Source organism: Flavobacterium terrigena (genome assembly GCF_900108955.1).
Classification (GTDB): Bacteria; Bacteroidota; Bacteroidia; order Flavobacteriales; family Flavobacteriaceae; genus Flavobacterium; species Flavobacterium terrigena.
Genome location: NZ_FNYA01000007.1, coordinates 60,325 through 79,017, shown reverse-complemented (window position 1 = coordinate 79,017; position 18,693 = coordinate 60,325). Strand labels below are relative to the sequence as shown.

The window sequence follows — 18,693 nt, the reverse complement described above, 5'->3', positions numbered from 1 at the left end:
TGAGTTCTTAAAGATTATGCTTTTGGAGCATCATCTTTTTTCTCTTCTCTTGGAGGTCTTGGCATTAATGCTTTTCTAGAAACTTTTTCTTTTCTAGTTTTTGGATCAACACCTAAGTATTTTACCATAAATACATCACCCATGTTTACTACATCAGTAACATTTTCAGTTCTTTCCCAAGCTAATTCAGATACGTGTAATAAAACTTCGTTTCCTGGAGCAGCAGTATATTCTACAACCGCACCGAAATCTAACATTTTAATTACTTTCACTTCATAAGCCTCACCCATTGTTGGTTTGAAGATAATTGAGTCAATTTTAGCTAAAACTGCTGCAATTCCATCTGGGTCAGTTCCTAAAATTTCAACTACACCTTGTTCGTCAACCTCGTTGATTACAATAGTTGTTCCAGTAGCTTTTTGTAATTCTTGAATTACTTTTCCACCAGGTCCAATTAATGCTCCAATAAAGTTTCCAGGAATAGTTCTTGTGATAATTTTTGGAGAATGCGCTTTAACATCAACTCTTGGCGCAGCAATAGTTTCAGTTAATTTTCCTAAAATATGTAAACGTCCATCACGTGCTTGCCCTAAAGCTTGCTCCATAATATCGTAACGTAAACCATCAATTTTAATATCCATTTGACAAGCTGTAATACCGTCAGCAGTTCCAGTTACTTTAAAGTCCATATCTCCTAAGTGATCTTCATCACCTAAAATATCAGACAATACAGCAAATTTTTCACCGTCAGTAATCAATCCCATAGCAATTCCAGAAACTGGTTTTACCATTTGAACTCCAGCATCCATTAATGCCATTGTTCCAGCACAAACTGTAGCCATAGAAGAAGAACCGTTAGATTCTAATACTTCAGATACAATACGAATTGTGTAAGGACAATCAGCAGGAATCATATTTTTTAAAGCTCTTTGAGCTAAGTTTCCGTGTCCAACTTCTCTTCTTGAAGTTCCTCTTAAAGGTTTTGCTTCTCCAGTTGAGAAAGGAGGGAAGTTATAATGTAAATAGAATTTCTCTTCACCTTGTTCAGATGGAGAATCAATTTGATTTGCTTCTCTTGAAGTTCCTAAAGTTACTGTAGCTAAAGCTTGAGTTTCTCCACGTGTAAATAATGAAGAACCGTGAACTCTTGGTAAATAATCAATTTCACACCAGATTGGTCTGATATCAGTTGTTTTTCTACCATCTAAACGAACACCTAATTCTAATACTACATTACGAACAGCTTCTTTGTTTGTTTTGTAGAAATATTTAGAAACTAAATCTCCATCAGCAGCTAATTCTTCTTCAGTAAATAAAGCTTTAACTTCTTCTTTTAGTTCAGCGAATGCAGCACTTCTTTCATGCTTAGCTGAACCAACTTTAGCGATATTATAAATTTTATCGTATGCAGCAGCTTTTACTTTTTTGTAAATTTCTTCATTTTCTTTCTCACCTTCGTAAGTACGAATTTCTTTTTTACCAAAAGCAGCTTGTAAACGCAATTGCGCTTGAATTTGAACTTTAATAGCTTCGTGAGCAAACTTGATAGCTTCTACCATTTCTGCTTCTGAAATTTCTTTCATTTCTCCTTCAACCATCGCTACAGAATCCAAAGATGCTCCAATCATCATGTCGATGTCAGATTTTGCTAAGTCTTCTCTACTTGGGTTAATAACGAATTTTCCATCAATACGTGCAACACGTACTTCAGAAATTAAGTTGTGAAAAGGAATATCTGAAACGGCTAATGCTGCTGAAGCGGCTAAACCTGCTAATGAATCAGGCATAACTTCTTCGTCGTGAGACATTAACTGAATCATAACTTGTACTTCCGCGTGGTAATCATCTGGGAAAAGTGGACGTAAAACACGGTCAACTAATCTCATTGTTAATACTTCGCTATCACTAGGACGAGCTTCTCTTTTAAAGAAACCTCCTGGAAAACGACCAGCGGCTGCAAATTTTTCGCGATAATCTACCGTTAAAGGTAAAAAATCTACACTTGGATTGATGTTACGAGATGCTACAGCTGTTGCAAGGATCATCGTATCACCCATTCTAACTACTACAGAACCGTCAGCTTGTTTTGCTAAACGACCTGTCTCGATTGTGATGCTTCTGCCATCACCTAAATCGATCTTTTCTACAAATAATTGTGGAATCATAAATTTAATTCTCAAAGGTTATACAAAGGGTTAGTTGTGTTGTTTGTTGTTGTGTAGTTGTTGTAGTTGTGTCTAACCCAATGAAAAACCAAACTTTTTGTGCTTTTTTTGTAAACAAAAAGGGGCACAAAGCCCCTTTAGTATATTATTTTCTAATTCCTAATTCTTTAATAATCTCACGGTATCTTAAGATATCTTTCTTTTTTAAGTAATCTAAAAGACTTCTTCTTTTACCTACTAAAAGTACTAATGATCTTTCAGTATTATAATCGTGACGATTTTTTTTCAAGTGCTCAGTTAAGTGAGAAATTCTGAATGTGAATAACGCAATTTGTCCTTCTGCTGAACCTGTGTTTTCTGCTTTTCCTCCGTGTTTAGCGAAGATTTCTGCTTTTGTTTCTTTAGTCAAATACATGCTAATATTATTTAAATGATTATTATGTAGATTGAGATTGTCTCAATACGGGTGCAAAAGTAGGGATATATTTTTATTCTACCAAAACAATTCTAAAAAAGTATTGCAACTTGCTCATTTACAAACTCTAAAAAACGTTCGTCTTTTTCTGTAAACGGATCAATAACGTGACTATCAATGTCAATTTGTCCAATGTTTACACCATTTACAAACAATGGCACCACAATTTCCGATTTCACTGTAAAACTACAAGCGATATAATTGTCTTGAGCCGCAACATCAGGAACTACAAAGTTCGCATTACTTTCTGCTACTTGTCCGCAAATGCCTTTTCCAAAAGGAATTACAGTGTGATCTGTTTCTGCACCAACATATGGTCCAAGGTGTAATGTTTTAGCTTCGTGATTGGCAAAATAGAAACCAACCCAGTTGTAATATGAAATATTGTCTTGCAATAATTGACAAATAGTTGCAAGTTTTTCATCTCTAGTAATCTCACTATTTACAATGCTTGTTACTTGAGGTTTTAAGTTTTCGAATTGCATTTTTTAATTTTTTTACAAATTTATGTATTATTGCGACAGTAAAAATTATATTTTTGTTAAAAATCGCACATTTTGAAAAACACTATAAATCAGCATAAACCCTTTTTTCTTTTCTTAGTAAAGTTCATTTTATTCTATTTGGTTTTTACATTGATTTATAAATTCTATTTGAATCAGTTTAATGCGGAAAAGAATGAAGTAGACGGTATTACTGAGTTTGTGGCAAATAAAACAAAAAATACATTGGTTTTTTTTGGTAAAGATTGTGTCATCAAAAAACACGAATTAGAAGCGTCTTATAAAGTTTTATATTACGATAAATATTTAGCTAGAATAATTGAAGGTTGTAATGCGATTAGTGTGATAATTTTATTCGCATCTTTTGTGTTTGCTTTTTCTGCGAAGTTTAAAAACACTTTTTTGTTTATTTTGTTTGGTTCGGCTTTAGTTTTTCAATTAAATATTTTCAGAATTGCATTACTCACAGTCGGATTGTATAAATATCCAGAATACAAAGAGTTTTTACATAATATTGTTTTTCCAGTGATGATTTATGGAGTTGTTTTCGCTCTGTGGATTGTTTGGGTAATTAAATTTTCAACGTATGCAAAACGTGATAAGTAACAAGAAAAATTTAGTTGCAGTTGGTGTATTAGTTATTGCATTAATATTGGTAAGAGCGTTTGAAAGTAAATTATTTTACGACCCATTTTTAGAATTTTTTCACGGAGAAATTCAAAATAAACCTTTGCCAGAATTTGATGGTTTTAAATTATTTATAGGGTTGTTTTTCAGATATTTAATCAATAGTGTTATTACTGTTTCCATTATTTATTTACTATTTAAAGAAATTTCAATCGTAAAATTAACTTCATTTTTATTACTGGGATTTTTTGTTGTTTTAATGGCAGCTTTGTTTCTGTCTTTAAATTTTTCAACACATCCCGACTATTTATTTATTTTTTATATCCGAAGATTTCTAATTCAGCCCTTGTTTTTGATTTTGTTTGTTCCAGCTTTTTATTATCAGAAAAAAGTTCAATAAAATTTCGTAGCTTTATATAAAGTTTTATGAAATGAAAGTTACAAAGTTTTCAGGAGAACAAGTTGATTATCAGCAAGAAAAATTAATTCGTTCTTTAAAGAAGTCAGGAGCTGAGGATTATAAGGTATCTGAAATTCTCCAAAAGATAGAGCCTCAATTGTATGACGGAATTTCCTCTAAAAAAATATACAAACTCGCTTTTCAATATTTAAAAAATTATTCCAATGCGAATGCGGCAAGGTATAATCTTAAATCGAGTATGATTGAACTTGGTCCAGCTGGTTTTTATTTCGAAAAATATATTTCTAAAATTCATGAACTTTTAGACTATACAACCCAAATTAATTTAACTTTTGATGGGAAATGTGTGTCGCATGAAGTGGATGTGTTGCTTTTTAAAGATGATTTAGTGACTATGATTGAATGTAAATTTCATTCGGGAACTGAAGCTAAAACGGATGTGAAAGTCCCAATGTATATTTTGTCTCGATTCAATGATTTGAAGGGCAGAAAATATAACCTCTTTGGACAATTCAGAACTATTGATTTTTGTTTAATCGTTACCAATAATAAATTTACAGAAGACGCTTTAACTTTTGCAAAATGTTCCAATTTAAAAATGCTAAGTTGGGATTATCCTCCACATAACGGTTTGAGAGAGATTATTGATAGATTAAAAATTTATCCAATTACTTGTCTAACAACGCTAACTTTAAATGAAAAAGAGCAATTGTTAGTCGCAAACATAATAACTGTTAAAGATTTATTAGCAGAAAAAAACTGGCTCGATAATTTAGAGCTAAGTAAAATAAGAATAAAAAGAGTATTAACGGAAGCCAATCAATTATAAATACAATAGTTATGAAAATTCATTTTTTAGGCGCAGCAAGTACGGTTACAGGTTCTAAATTTCTAATCGAAACAAATGAGTTAAGGATTTTAGTAGATTGCGGAATGTTTCAAGGTTTAAAAGCTTTACGCGAGTTAAATAGAGAACCTTTAGCAGTTCTCCCTAATACAATTGATTTTGTAATTCTTACACATGGACATTTAGATCATTGTGGTTGGTTGCCAAAATTAGTAAGCGATGGTTTTAATGGTAAAATTTTCTGTTCGCATCCAACTAAAGAAATTACGCGTTTGATTTTACAAGATAGTGCGAAAATACAAGAAGAAGAAGCTGAAATGGCAAATAAAAATAAGTATTCTAAACACAATCCAGCAACACCTTTGTATACTTTAGAAGAAGCTAAAAAAGTACTACCTATGATTAGAGTAGTAGAACCAAATTTAGATGTGAAATTGGATGAAAATTGTTGGTTTAAGTTGTTTTATGCAGGGCATGTTTTAGGTGCTTGTTCTTTAGAATTACATGTAGAAGATAAAATTTTAGTTTTTTCTGGGGATCTTGGTCAAGATGACGATGTATTAATGTTTCCGCCAGTAAAACCAAAAAAGGCAGATTTTATTTTTATGGAAAGCACCTATGGAAACAGAATTCATCCACAAGAAGATGTTTTGTTCGAATTAGAATCCATAATTAATAATACCATTAAAAGAAATGGAAATGTGATAATTCCAAGTTTCGCGGTAGAAAGAGTACAAACTATGATGTACTTAATTTGGCAATTAAGAAAACAAGATCGTATTCCAAATATCAAATATATTATTGATACACCAATGGGAATTAGTGTTTTAGATATCTTTAGAGATAATTTAAAATGGCATAAATTAACAGCAAATGATTGCGAAGAAATGTGCGATATATTTACTTTAGTTTCTGATTATCAAGATACAATTGCTGCCATTTATGATGAAAACCCAAAAGTTGTTATTGCAGCAAGTGGAATGGTAACAGGTGGAAGAGTACTTTCGTATTTGGAAAAATATATTACAGAACCAGAAAATACTGTAATCTTAGTTGGTTTTCAAGCAGAAGGAACACGCGGTAGAAGATTATTAGAAGGGGAAAAAGAAATTAAATTTCATGGAAAATTTTATCCAGTTCAAGCAAATATTATGTCAATTGAAGGATTGTCTGCTCATGGTGATCAAAATGATTTATTAAACTGGATTAGCGAATTAGAAAAACCTCCAACAAAAATATTTTTAATTCATGGTGAAAATTCGGCGCTTGATGCATTACGAATCAAAATAGTAGAGCGTTATAAATATGAGTGTCAAATCCCTATTTTAAATCAAGTAATTGAAATTTAAGTGTTAACATTATTTTAGATAAATATTTTTATATATTTGCGTCAATGAATTTCAAAAGACATATAAGTATTTTCTTAGCATTATTTATTTTATTAGTAAATAGTAGTGCTAGTTTGGTGTTGCATTATTGCCACGACCAAATTGCTTCTATATCTTTAGTCTATCAAGAAAATAAAGTAACAACTTCTGCTGAAGAAGATTCTTGTTGTGTAGCTGATGATAAATCAGATGATAAAAGCTGCTGCTCTAACGAAGAAATTAAAGTGGATAAAAAAATTGATTATTCTATTCTAAAAGGATTTCAATTTAATGTTTTAGCTGTTACTTTCGAAAATGAAATGCCTTCTTTCTTTAGTGAAGTTGATGATTTATCTGCAAACAAAAAAATATTAGATTACTACTGTGATTCTAATGCGCCGCCATTTTACAAACTCTATTCTCAACTTATTTTTTACGCATAATTACTATCGTTTTTTAGTTTTACTTGGCTCATTTTGAGTTAGATTTTAAAATTTATAAACTTTATTAAAATAATTATGTATAGAATACTATTATTGGTTTTATTACCAATATTTTCTTTCGCACAAAGTAGTGTGTTAGGAAAAATAACAGATAAGGAAAACAATCCTATCTCGAATGTGAAAATTACTATTCCAGAATTGAATTCAACTTTTTTTTCTGATGAAAGCGGTACTTTTAGTCTAATTCAAGGAAATGGAAGCGTTTCACTTATTTTAGAAAAAGAAGGTTTTCAGAAATTGGAAATTCAACAAAGTGCCGCTGCAGATTTTACCATTCAATTAGAAAAAACCATTGTGGAAAGTAATATTGAAACAGTTAAAGTGGTTAAAAATCAAAAGACTTTAGGTAGAAAGCAAAAGGCAGTTACCAATACTCAAAATTTATCGCAAGGAGAATTACAAAAGGCTGCTTGTTGTAATTTATCTGAAAGTTTTGAAACCAATCCGTCAATTGATGTTAATTTTTCAGATGCCGTTACAGGAAACAAACAAATTAAAATGCTTGGATTAACAAGTCCGTATATTTTAATGAGTGAAGAAAATATTCCAGCTATTCGTGGTGCTTTACAAGCGACTGGTTTAAATTTTATTCCAGGAACTTGGGCAGAAAGTATACAAATTACAAAAGGTGCTGGAAGTGTCACTAACGGATACGAAAGTATTTCAGGGCAAATTAATTATGAGTTATTAAAACCTCAAAAAGAAGATCCGTTTTTTGCCAATGTTTATGCTTCAAATGATGGAAGATATGAGATGAATACGCATTTCGCTAATAAATATTCTGATAAACTAAGTTCTTTAGTTTTGTTGCATGGGAATACCAGAACAATTAAAAACGATATGAATAATGATGGATTTTTAGACAATCCGTTAGGAAAACAAGTCAATATTTTAAACCGTTGGCAATATAATAATACGGAAAAAGGAATTGTTTCATTCTTAAACATTAAATATTTTAAAGATGAAAAAACGGGTGGAACTTTAAATCAAGATGTTTCAAATCCGTTGTCTTGGATAAGTAATGTCAATACAGATAAAGTAGAATTGTCACATAAAATTGGATACCTTTTTCCAGATATGCCTTTTCAAAGTATTGGACTTCAACAAGCTTTTCAGTACAATAAAATGAATTCGCAATTTGGAACTAGCAATCATCAAATTAATCATAAAAGTTACTTTTCAAATTTGATGTTCAATTCTATAATCAACAATACAAAACACAAATTTATTACAGGAATTAATTTTAATTACGATGGTTTTCAAGAAAACTTACAAGTTAATTTCAATAGAAATTACGACAGAATTGACACTTCAATAGGCTCGTTTTTTGAATACTCTTATGATAATTTGAATAATTTCAGCTTCGTTTTAGGAGCTAGAGCAGACAAACATAATAGATTAGGTTTGTTTTTCACGCCAAGAGCTCACGTAAAATACAATCCGTTTAAAAACACAACTTTGCGTCTTTCTGCTGGAAGAGGAAAAAGAGCTTCTAATATTTTTGTAGAAAACATCAATGTTTTGGCAAGTTCTAGAGATGTTATTGTTAATGATGAAAACGGTAAATTGTATGGTTTAAATCCAGAAATTGCTTGGAATTACGGAACAAGTTTAATTCAGAAATTTTTCCTTTTTGGAAAAGAAAATGAAATTGTTGTGGATTATTATAAAACAGATTTCAGTAACCAAATTGTAGTTGATTTGGAAAACCCGAGACAAGTAACTTTCTCTAATTTAAAAGGAAAAAGTTATGCTGAATCATTCCAAATTGAATGGAATATTACTTTAATGAAACATTTGAATTTAAGAACAGCTTATAAATATTTGAATGTTAAAACCGATTACGCATCAGGATTATTAGACAAACCTTTACAAGCTAAAAACAGATTTTTTGCAAATATTGCTTACGAAACACACATCTTAGATAAAGGGCAACAATGGAAATTTGATGCCACTTTCAACTGGATTGGCGAACAACGTTTACCAAGTACGTTAGCAAATCCAGCTCAATATCAATTACCTGCATATTCGCCAAATTATCAATTGATTAACGCGCAGGTTACTAGAACTTTTTCAAGTACTTTTGAAATGTATGTTGGTGCAGAAAACTTAGGAAACTTTAAACAGAAAAATGCTATTATTGCATCTGAAAATCCAAACAGTCCATATTTTGATAGTACAATGATTAATGGTCCAGTTTTTGGTAATATGTTTTATGCTGGATTACGTTTTAAAATCAAAGCAAAAAAAGAAGTAGTGGAAAATCACGAACATAAAGAAGGAGAAAATCTTAATCATAATTAAAAAAATATAAAGCATGAGAAAATTAGTATTAGTAGCATTGTTCGCCGTTTTAGGAATGAATGCAAACGCACAAGACAAACCGAATAAAAACAAAAAAGTTGAAGTTGCCGTTTCTGGAGTTTGTGATATGTGCGAAAAACGTATTGAAAAAGCTGCCTATTCTGTAAAAGGAGTTAAAAGTGCAGAATGGCATGCAGATCATCAAGATTTACATTTAATTATTGATGAAACCAAATGTACAATTTTAGATGTGGAAAAAGCAATTGCAAAAGCAGGTCATGATACGCAAGACGTAAAAGCAACTGATGCTGAATATGATAAAGTTCACGGATGTTGTAAATACAGAACCCAAGAAGGACACTAATTGATGTAATTTAAAATAATTTATTATATTTGGTTTAACTAACAATTAAATTATTTATTATGGATTTTAACTTTTACGCAATTTTAGCAGCAACATTAGTATCATTAGTTGTAGGTTTTATTTGGTATAATCCGAAAGTTTTTGGAACCATTTGGATGAACGAAACCGGAATGACCGAGGAAAAAGCCCAACAAGGAAATATGATTAAAATCTTCGGATTGACTATTGTTTATTCATTTTTAATTTCATTCATGTTGTCAGGAATGGTGATTCATCAATTCGGGGCTATGGGAATGATTGGTGGCGATCCATCAAAAATTGATCCTGCATCATCTTATTTTGCTTTTATGACTGAATACGGGGATGCATTTAGAAGTTTTCAACATGGAGCACTTCACGGATTTATCACTGGATTATTATTTGTTATGCCAATCACAGCCATCAATAGTTTGTTTGAGCAAAAATCTTGGAAGTATATTCTAGTTACAAGCGGATTTTGGATGGTAACATTAACAATCATGGGTGCAATTATTTGTGGATGGAAATAATTAACATTTTATTATAAAATAGAAGTCCTACATTTGTAGGACTTTTTTATGCCTTGGAAAAAATTACTATAAAAATATTCGATACGATTAATGACTTGCCAGAAAATTGGAACGCAGTAGCATCTGCCAACCATTTTCTACAACTTCCGTATTTAAAGGTTTTGGAACTTTCTGCTCCAACTAATATGCAATGCTTTTATATTGGTTTTTATGAAAATTCCGAATTAATTGGTGTGTCATTGGCTCAATATTTAGATTTAAATAAGCTAGAATCTTTTGGAGAAAGAGACAATTGTTTTAAAACCTATATTCGAAATTTTATTTTCAGAAACTTTGCTTCTCATACGTTGTTTCTAGGAAACAATATGATTACGGGCCAAAATAGTTTCACTTTCAATAAAGAAATTAATTTTCAAGAAGTGAGTACCGTTTTGATGCAATGTTCTCAGGAATTAGTAGCGTATTTCAAACAAAAAGGAATAAAAATTCATTTGGTTTCCTTTAAAGATTTTTATCAGGATTGCGCTATCGAATTTAAAAATCACGCTTTTGCCGATGTGTACGAATTCAATACACAACCGAATATGATTTTTGAATTGACTTCTACTTGGCTTTCTGTTGAAGATTATTATAATTCATTTTCGAAAAAATACAGAGATCAATACAAAAGATCTCACAAAAAATTTGATGGCATTTTAGTAAAAGAATTAGAAGTTGAAGAAGTTGTTTTTCATGAAAAAAGAATAAATGAATTGTATCATCACGTGGCTAAAAACGCACCTTTCAATACTTTTTTCTTAGCCGAAAATCATTTCTCTACGTTTAAAAAAGAATGTGGAAATGGTTTTAAAATTTTCGGTTACTTTTTAGAAGATAAACTAATTGGATTTCATTCTGTTTTATTGAATGATACCGTTTTAGAAACTTATTTTTTAGGTTATGACGACCATGTTCAAAAAGAAAAAATGTTGTATTTGAATATGTTGTATAATATGACCGAATTCGGAATTACACATCAATTTAAGAAAATCATTTTCGGAAGAACGGCTTTAGAAATTAAAAGTTCAATAGGAGCGACGCCTGTAATGATGTCGGGTTTTATTTACCACAGAAATAAAGTAGTCAATAAGTTTTTAGGTAAAATTTTCAAAAACTTAGAACCAGAAGCCGTTTGGCAACAACGCCATCCTTTTAAATAAATATAAAAAAAATCCGTTCTGATATTTAGAACGGATTTTTTTATTGAAATAAACTAATTGTTTTTCTTATTTTTGGGAACATTTTAAACTCATGAAAAAAATCACTTTTCTTTTTATATTATTTTCCCAATGCTTGTTTTCTCAGACTTTGTTTGAGAAAGCTGAAAAGCTATTTAAAGAAAAAAAATATATGGAAGCGAAAGGTTTATTTGAAAGTTATTTGAAATCTGTTCCTAATCATCAAAAAACAATTGAATATTTAGGTGATATTGCTGGGAATTCTAAAAAATGGAATGTTGCAATTGACCATTATAAGATGTTAAAAAACCAAAATCCAAATAGCGCTAATTATTGGTTTAAATATGGAGCTGCTCTGGGAATGAAAGCAAAATCAGTCAATAAATTTACTGCTTTTGGTATGATTGACGATATTGAGACTGCTTTTCTTACAGCTGCAACTTTAGATAAAAAACACATTGAAACTCGTTGGGCGTTAGTGATTTTTTATATTGAATTGCCTGGAATTGTTGGAGGAAGTGAAAAAAAAGGAACTAAATACGCCGATGAACTTTTAGCTATTTCAAAAGTTGACGGTTATTTAGCCAAAGGATATATTGACATATATTACAAAAGATATAAAGCCGCTGAAGTGAATTTACTAAAAGCGCATCAAATTGGGAAATCGGCAACAACGTATGCTAAGCTTTACGATTTATATTTGAATAAACTAAAAGACAAAACAAAAGCATTAAGTATTAAAAAGTAAATATTAAGGTTTAATTGTTGATTCGTTTTTCGAAAAAACAACTTAACAACCTAACAATTCAACATACAATGAGAACACATTTCATAGCCATTGGCGGAGCAGCCATGCACAATTTAGCATTAGCCTTACACAATAAAGGATATCAAGTTACAGGTAGCGATGATGCTATTTTTGAACCTTCAAAATCTCGATTAGAAAAAAAAGGATTATTGCCTGTTGAAATGGGTTGGTTTCCAGAAAAAATCACGTCAGATATTGAAGCAATTATTTTAGGAATGCACGCCAAAGCGGATAATCCAGAATTATTGAAAGCTCAGGAATTAGGTTTGAAAATTTATTCGTATCCAGAATTTTTATACGAACAATCTAAAAATAAAACGCGAGTAGTTATTGGTGGTTCGCACGGAAAAACAACAATTACTTCTATGATTTTACACGTAATGCATTATCATAATATTGAAGTGGATTATATGGTTGGCGCACAATTAGAAGGTTTCGATACGATGGTTCACTTAACAGAAACGAACGATTTTATTGTTTTAGAAGGTGACGAATATTTATCATCTCCGATGGATAGACGACCAAAATTCCATTTGTATCAACCAAATATTGCTTTACTTTCAGGAATTGCTTGGGATCATATTAACGTGTTTCCAACGTTTGAAAACTATGTAGAACAATTTAGTATTTTCACTTCACAAATTACAAATGGTGGAGTTTTAATTTATAATGAAGAAGACCCAACTGTAAAACAAGTTGCTGAAGAAACTACGAATCCAATTCGTAAAATTGCGTATCAAACACCAAGTTATTCGGTAGAAAACGGAACAACTTTATTAGACACACCAGAAGGACCAATGCCAATTGAGGTTTTTGGAGCTCATAATTTAAATAATTTAGCTGGAGCGAAATGGATTTGCCAATGTATGGGCGTAGATGAAGTTGATTTTTACGAAGCAATTGCGAGTTTCAAAGGTGCAAGCAAACGTTTAGAAAAAATTGCTGAAGGAAATAATAAAGTAGCTTATAAAGATTTTGCACATTCGCCAAGTAAAGTTTCTGCGACTACAAAAGCTGTGAAATCGCAATATCCAGATAGAAAATTAATTGCTTGTTTAGAATTGCACACGTATAGTAGTTTAAATGCAGAATTCTTAAAAGAATACGAAGGTGCTTTAGACGCAGCCGATGTTGCAGTAGTATTTTATTCGCCAGACGCGGTAAAAATTAAACAATTAGATGAAGTTTCTTACGAACAAATTGCACAATCATTTAATAGAAAAGATTTAATCATTTATACAAATTCAACAGAATTTAAGGATTATTTATTTGCTCAAGATTTTAATAATTCTGCTTTACTTTTAATGAGTTCAGGAAATTATGGCGGATTGAATTTTGATGATGTGAAAAAATTAGTCAATTAACGATTAGTCAATTTGCTAATATTTTAAACCCTCCAAGAGTTTTGAACTCTTGGAGGGTTTGTTTTTTATTTCTCATAACTAAAATGGCCAACAATCGTATAACTAAACAAGCAATCTTCTAAAACTTGTCCGCCACCAACATTGTGGACAATTAAATTGCGTTTACCATCTTCCGATTTTAAATGTGTGACAATTCCAATATGTGGTAATTTATCATTAATCATCCAAGTTACAATTTCTCCTGTTTTGTAATCACTTGCGTTTTGAGAAATTGGTAATGGTTTTCCTTTTCTACCAAAGAAAACTTCCAAATTCGGTACTCTTCTGTGATCAATATTTTTGTCGGTTGTTTTCAAACCCCATTTTTCTAAATTCGGATATTTGGTGAAATTTGCCACCATATCTTCGTGAACTTCTTTCTGTAAATCGATATTCAGTTTTCTATACGCACGAATAATCACATCTGTGCAAACACCAGTTTTTGCAGGCACATCGCCATTCGGATATTTTAATTTTACATAATCTGGAGTATAAACCACAGTTGCATCAATAATTGAAATAGCCGCATTTGATAGTTTTTCTGCGAAAGAAGTTGGGTTTTCAATTGGAGCAATTTCTTGATTTTTAGAAATTAAAATGTTGTTATCTGAAAGCTTTTCTTGTTTTTTGCAAGAAGTAAAACTCAATAAAAAGACGAAAATTAAAATGTAATTCATAGCGATGTGATTTTAATAATGAAACGTATTTCTAACCATTTTATTTTGAAAGATTTAAAAATAATTTTAGATTTGGTTTTTATAAACGCCAAAATAAATTTTATGTATACGCCAATTAATCAGTGGGCTGAAGATGATCGTCCACGTGAAAAACTACAACTTAAAGGTAAATCTACCTTATCCGATTCCGAATTATTAGCAATATTAATCGGCTCTGGCTCCAGAAACGAAAGTGCTGTGCAATTGTGTCAGCGCATTTTAGCAGCTTCCAATAATAATCTCAATCAACTCAGTAAACTTTCTATCAATCAATTGACGCAATTTAAAGGAATTGGCGAAGCAAAAGCCATCACAATCGTTGCTGCTTTAGAATTAGGTCGAAGAAGAAGATTAGAAGACGCTACCGAATTACCTCACATTACTTCAAGCAAAAAAACGTTCGAAATTATGCAGCCCATTATTGGTGAATTACCACACGAAGAATTTTGGGTGTTGTATTTAAATAATTCGAATAAAGTGATTCATAAATCGCAAATCAGCAAAGGCGGAATTACGGGAACAATTGTAGATAACAGGATGGTTTTTAAAACTGCTTTCGAATATCATGCAACTTCTATAATTTTATGTCACAATCATCCTTCTGGAAAATTACAAGCCAGTGAATCCGATTTGTTTCTTACCAAAAGAATAAAACAAGCCGGACAAACTTTAGATGTTGTTGTACAAGATCATATAATTATTACTGAATTTGGATATTTAAGTTTTAGAGATGCCGGGATTTTTTGAAAAACACATAGGCACATAGGTTTGATTAGTTCTGGAATTTTAAAAGTTAACATAGAAAAGAAAAATGAATAAAGAATATATAGAAGAATTGAGCTTTGATATTATTGGGGCAGCAATTGAAGTGCATAAATTTTTAAGGAAAGGTTTATTAGAATCCGTTTATCATGAATGTTTAAAAGAAGAATTAAAGTATAGAAAACTGAATTTTGAAACCAAAAAAAGTATTCCAATAATTTATAGAGATAAAAAGTTGAGTTCAAATTTTAGATGTGATTTATTGGTTGAAAATTGTATTGTTGTAGAATTGAAATCTGTAGTTGAAGTGCATCCAGTTTTTGAATCTCAAGTTTTAACTTATATGAATTTGTTAAAAGTGCCAAAAGGAATTTTAATTAACTTCAATTCAAATAATATATTTAGAGATGGTCAAAAAACTTTTGTTAATGAAATTTATAGTAAGTTAAAATAAAAGAAGAAAAATAAACAAATCAATTGCTATGTGTTTTAATTTGTGAAACAAATTCTATATTTTCTTATTCAGAATATAAATAAAAAAGAAACTATGTGCCTATGTGTTTAAAAAAGAAAAATAGAAAACCTACTTTTGCAAATATATTTTAGAGATTAATAAAATGAACGAATTATATCAATTTACCAATCAAGATTTAGAATTGGTTTCACAAATAAAAAAACATCAAAACATAACGGCAATATTTTATCATTTTTGGATCAATTTAGTAAATCCAGAAGAGAAATTTGTTTTTGTAGATACTATCGAAATTGTTTTTGATAAAACGGCCACTTATTTTTTTAAAATTAATGAAGAAGATAACGGTTATACCATTTCTGCAAACTATAATTTTGAAGAAGAACAAAAAGCTTTGGCTGCTAAGTTTCAAGATGTACTTTCTCTAAAAAGAATTAATGTTAGTGAAGCTACGATTTGGAAAGAGAAAATAAAAACGCCTTTATTATCAGTAAATACAGTAGTTGATTACGAAAATAGAAACGAAAATTTTATTCATTTCGATTTTATTGATGGTTCGTTAGCGATTTATCATGACGAAGAAAAAGGTTTGCAAGTAGAAGATTATGAATTCTAAATTCGCTTAATTTCAGAAAATTAAAAATTTTGTTAATAGATTTTCAATCTTAGGCAATATTGTTATCTTGCAACATAATATAAAGAGAAATGATAAGCACAAAAAACATTACGTTTTCTTATAACAAAGATCAGACTTTCATAATGCCCGATTTATTTTGTCAGGCTGGAAATACGATTTTGGTTACAGGAAATTCTGGTAAAGGAAAAACGACTTACTTACATATTTTAGCCGGATTATTGCAACCCAATTCTGGTGAAATTATGATTGATAATAAAGAAATTACCCATCTAAAAGGAAGCAAAGCCGATAAGTTTAGAGGAAAAAATATTGGTGTAGTTTTTCAGAAATCACATTTTATTGCTTCGCTTTCTGTTTTGGAAAATTTAGAAATGGCAAGTTGGTTAGCATCTGGAAAAAAGCACACTAAACGAGCTAAGGAATTATTACACAAATTAGACATTTCCGAACAAGCTCATAAATTGCCAAATCAGTTGAGTGTTGGACAACAACAACGTGTTTCTATTGCTCGTGCATTAATTAACGAACCAAAAGTTTTATTAGCTGATGAACCAACATCAAGTTTAGATGATAAAAATGCAGATAACGTTATTGAACTTTTAGAAACCTTATCTAAAGAATACAAAACAGCTTTAATTATTGTCACACACGACAGTCGTATTAAAGAAAAATTCACCAATCAAATTACAATGGTATGATCGGAAAGTTAGCATGGAAAAATATTTGGTTTAAGCCATTAAATACTATTTTAAGCATCTTGTTATTAACGGCTTCAGTGGCGATTATAACAGTTTTAATTTTAGTTGAAAAACAATTCGAAGAAAAATACCAAAGCAATTTAGATGGTGTAGATTTGGTTTTGGGAGCACAAGGAAGTCCTTTGCAATTGGTTTTATCTTCTGTTTATCAAGTAGATGATCCAACTGGAAATATTAGCTACGATTCTGTAAAAGTTTGGATGAAACATCCGTATGTTAAAAAAGCGATTCCGTTAGCGTATGGTGATAATTATGTAGGTTTTAAAATTGTAGGGACAACACCAGATTATATAGAAAAATATCAAGCAACAATGGCTGAAGGTAATGTGTTTGAACATAATTTCGAAGTCGTAGTTGGCGCAGATGTAGCAGAAAAATTGAATTTGAATATAGGTGATAGGTTCAAGGGAACTCACGGAAGTGCGGCAGAAGGAGAAGTTCATGAACACGGTGAATATGTGGTAGTTGGAATTGCGTCAAAAACAGGAAAAGTAATTGATAATTTAATTTTATCAAACATTCCAACAGTTTGGCAAATGCATCACGTAGAAAGTCATGAAGAAGGACATGAAGAAGTTTCAGAAAATCCTGCTCACGGAGAAGAAGGTCACGTGCATCATGAAGATGAAGCTGTAGCTGAAAATCCTGCACATGGTGAACCCGGACATGTTCATGACGAACATGAAGCAACTGCAGAAAACCCAGCTCATGGCGAGGAAGGTCATGTTCACGACGAACACGAAACTGATATGACAATTGACGAACCAAATATGGAAATTACTTCGGTTTTAATCGAATTTAAAAATAAAATGGGTGTGTTTATGTGGCCAACATTAATTGCCCAAAACACTAAAATGCAAGCGGCTTTACCAACGTATCAAATGAACAGAGTATTCGATATGTTTGGAGTTGGAATTAACGCCTTGAAATATTTAGCTTTCGGAATCATGTTAATTTCGGGAATTTCAATTTTCATTGCTTTATTCAACACCTTAAAAGAAAGAAAAGCAGAGTTTGCTTTAATGCGTGTAAACGGAGCCAAAAGACGTCAATTACTTATGGTAGTTTTATATGAAAGTATTTTACTTTGTTTAGTTGGTTATTTATTTGGCACAATTTTGGGTAGAGTAGGAATAGTTTTGTTGTCTCAAGCATCAGAATCAGATTTTAAATTAGGATTTAATCCGATGGAAATAATTTGGGAAAAAGAAGGCGTTTTGTTCGGTTTAACATTGTTAGTCGGATTAATTGCAGCACTTATTCCTGCCATAAAAGCATATACATTAAACATATCAAAAACATTAGCAAATGCGTAATTCAGTAAAAATAATGATGGCCTTATTTATAGGCGTTTTCTTGTTCGGTTTTCAAAATCAAAAGGAAGCAGTAACTTATAATTCTTCAAAGAAGTTTGTTGCAGCCGATACATTAACTTGGAAGATGTTAGGTGAAATTAAATATATGAAGAAAAAACACGCGTCGTATGGCGAAGTAGATTTTCCAATTATAAATACGAAATTGAAAAAATTAGCAAAGAAAACTATCGTAATGAGCGGTTTTATTGTGCCAATTGATAATAAAAATTATGCGTTGAGTAAAAATGTATTTGCATCTTGTTTTTTCTGTGGAAAATCGGGTCCAGAAACCATTATGGGAATTAAGTTTAAAGGAGCAACTCCGAAACTGAAAACAGATACTTATCTTACGATTAAAGGAACTTTTCGTCCAAATGAAGACGATGTAGAAGATTGGATTTACAATTGTGATAATGCCGAAATTGTTAAAGGGAGATAAAT

Annotated in this window: 21 protein-coding genes; 17 read left to right on the top strand and 4 right to left on the bottom strand. The window is 31.0% G+C overall.

The window, feature by feature from the left end:
• Positions 1-14: 14 nt before the first annotated feature.
• From BMX42_RS11830 to BMX42_RS11820, 3 genes are all read right to left on the bottom strand, one after another.
• On the bottom strand, positions 15-2,165 hold the full coding sequence (locus BMX42_RS11830) for a polyribonucleotide nucleotidyltransferase (RefSeq protein ID WP_091314481.1): 2,151 nt from the start codon (positions 2,163-2,165) through the stop codon (positions 15-17).
• Between the two features lie 145 nt (positions 2,166-2,310).
• The gene (rpsO, locus tag BMX42_RS11825; RefSeq protein ID WP_091314476.1) at positions 2,311-2,580 is read right to left on the bottom strand and encodes a 30S ribosomal protein S15; all 270 of its coding nucleotides are present in this window, start codon (positions 2,578-2,580) and stop codon (positions 2,311-2,313) included.
• A gap of 92 nt (positions 2,581-2,672) precedes the next feature.
• Positions 2,673-3,125 (bottom strand): GAF domain-containing protein, encoded by a 453-nt coding sequence (locus BMX42_RS11820; RefSeq protein ID WP_091314471.1) that lies wholly within the window; start codon positions 3,123-3,125, stop codon positions 2,673-2,675.
• A gap of 72 nt (positions 3,126-3,197) precedes the next feature.
• Between BMX42_RS11820 and xrtF the strand changes: the two genes are divergently transcribed.
• The 11 genes from xrtF (at position 3,198) to BMX42_RS11765 (ending at position 13,513) form a co-directional block, all read left to right on the top strand.
• Positions 3,198-3,749 (top strand): exosortase family protein XrtF, encoded by a 552-nt coding sequence (xrtF, locus tag BMX42_RS11815; RefSeq protein WP_091314467.1) that lies wholly within the window; start codon positions 3,198-3,200, stop codon positions 3,747-3,749.
• Positions 3,730-4,170, top strand: coding sequence for an exosortase F system-associated membrane protein (locus BMX42_RS11810; protein WP_091314463.1), 441 nt, complete (start codon positions 3,730-3,732; stop codon positions 4,168-4,170). The genes xrtF and BMX42_RS11810 overlap by 20 nt, the downstream gene beginning before the upstream one ends.
• A gap of 31 nt (positions 4,171-4,201) precedes the next feature.
• Positions 4,202-5,020, top strand: coding sequence for an ATP cone domain-containing protein (locus BMX42_RS11805; RefSeq protein WP_091314460.1), 819 nt, complete (start codon positions 4,202-4,204; stop codon positions 5,018-5,020).
• Positions 5,021-5,031: 11 nt separating this feature from the next.
• On the top strand, positions 5,032-6,387 hold the full coding sequence (locus tag BMX42_RS11800) for an MBL fold metallo-hydrolase (protein WP_177169167.1): 1,356 nt from the start codon (positions 5,032-5,034) through the stop codon (positions 6,385-6,387).
• A 44-nt stretch (positions 6,388-6,431) separates the two neighbouring features.
• Positions 6,432-6,848 carry an HYC_CC_PP family protein gene (locus BMX42_RS11795; protein ID WP_091314452.1) on the top strand — a complete coding sequence of 139 codons (417 nt, stop codon included), beginning with the start codon at positions 6,432-6,434 and terminating at the stop codon, positions 6,846-6,848.
• Between the two features lie 75 nt (positions 6,849-6,923).
• Entirely contained in the window at positions 6,924-9,212 is a 2,289-nt protein-coding gene (locus BMX42_RS11790; RefSeq protein WP_091314449.1) for a TonB-dependent receptor, read from the top strand.
• A gap of 13 nt (positions 9,213-9,225) precedes the next feature.
• The gene (locus BMX42_RS11785; RefSeq protein WP_091314445.1) at positions 9,226-9,576 is read left to right on the top strand and encodes a heavy-metal-associated domain-containing protein; all 351 of its coding nucleotides are present in this window, start codon (positions 9,226-9,228) and stop codon (positions 9,574-9,576) included.
• A 59-nt stretch (positions 9,577-9,635) separates the two neighbouring features.
• Positions 9,636-10,124: a DUF1761 domain-containing protein gene (locus tag BMX42_RS11780; protein WP_091314442.1), complete on the top strand. Its 489-nt coding sequence runs from the start codon at positions 9,636-9,638 to the stop codon at positions 10,122-10,124.
• Positions 10,125-10,177: 53 nt separating this feature from the next.
• Complete coding sequence (locus tag BMX42_RS11775) at positions 10,178-11,323, top strand: 8-amino-7-oxononanoate synthase (RefSeq protein ID WP_091314438.1); 1,146 nt, start codon at positions 10,178-10,180, stop codon at positions 11,321-11,323.
• A 91-nt stretch (positions 11,324-11,414) separates the two neighbouring features.
• A complete protein-coding gene (locus BMX42_RS11770) occupies positions 11,415-12,089 on the top strand; it encodes a tetratricopeptide repeat protein (protein WP_091314435.1) in 675 nt (224 codons plus the stop codon).
• A 68-nt stretch (positions 12,090-12,157) separates the two neighbouring features.
• Complete coding sequence (locus BMX42_RS11765; protein WP_091314432.1) at positions 12,158-13,513, top strand: UDP-N-acetylmuramate--L-alanine ligase; 1,356 nt, start codon at positions 12,158-12,160, stop codon at positions 13,511-13,513.
• Positions 13,514-13,578: 65 nt separating this feature from the next.
• Here the strand turns inward: BMX42_RS11765 and BMX42_RS11760 are convergent, their stop codons facing one another.
• The gene (locus BMX42_RS11760) at positions 13,579-14,229 is read right to left on the bottom strand and encodes a DUF1287 domain-containing protein (RefSeq protein ID WP_091314428.1); all 651 of its coding nucleotides are present in this window, start codon (positions 14,227-14,229) and stop codon (positions 13,579-13,581) included.
• Positions 14,230-14,331: 102 nt separating this feature from the next.
• On the opposite strand from BMX42_RS11760, the gene radC reads away from it, so the two are divergent.
• The 6 genes from radC to BMX42_RS11730 all read left to right on the top strand — a co-directional run bounded on the left by radC (position 14,332) and on the right by BMX42_RS11730 (position 18,691).
• Positions 14,332-15,015 carry a RadC family protein gene (gene radC, locus BMX42_RS11755; RefSeq protein ID WP_091314852.1) on the top strand — a complete coding sequence of 228 codons (684 nt, stop codon included), beginning with the start codon at positions 14,332-14,334 and terminating at the stop codon, positions 15,013-15,015.
• Positions 15,016-15,079: 64 nt separating this feature from the next.
• Entirely contained in the window at positions 15,080-15,484 is a 405-nt protein-coding gene (locus BMX42_RS11750) for a GxxExxY protein (protein ID WP_091314425.1), read from the top strand.
• A gap of 163 nt (positions 15,485-15,647) precedes the next feature.
• Positions 15,648-16,118, top strand: coding sequence for a hypothetical protein (locus BMX42_RS11745; protein WP_091314421.1), 471 nt, complete (start codon positions 15,648-15,650; stop codon positions 16,116-16,118).
• An 89-nt stretch (positions 16,119-16,207) separates the two neighbouring features.
• Positions 16,208-16,837, top strand: coding sequence for an ABC transporter ATP-binding protein (locus BMX42_RS11740; protein WP_091314418.1), 630 nt, complete (start codon positions 16,208-16,210; stop codon positions 16,835-16,837).
• On the top strand, positions 16,834-18,213 hold the full coding sequence (locus BMX42_RS11735; RefSeq protein WP_091314414.1) for an ABC transporter permease: 1,380 nt from the start codon (positions 16,834-16,836) through the stop codon (positions 18,211-18,213). Before BMX42_RS11740 ends, BMX42_RS11735 begins: the two co-directional genes overlap by 4 nt.
• Positions 18,206-18,691: a hypothetical protein gene (locus tag BMX42_RS11730; RefSeq protein WP_091314410.1), complete on the top strand. Its 486-nt coding sequence runs from the start codon at positions 18,206-18,208 to the stop codon at positions 18,689-18,691. The genes BMX42_RS11735 and BMX42_RS11730 overlap by 8 nt, the downstream gene beginning before the upstream one ends.
• The last annotated feature ends 2 nt before the right edge of the window (positions 18,692-18,693 follow it).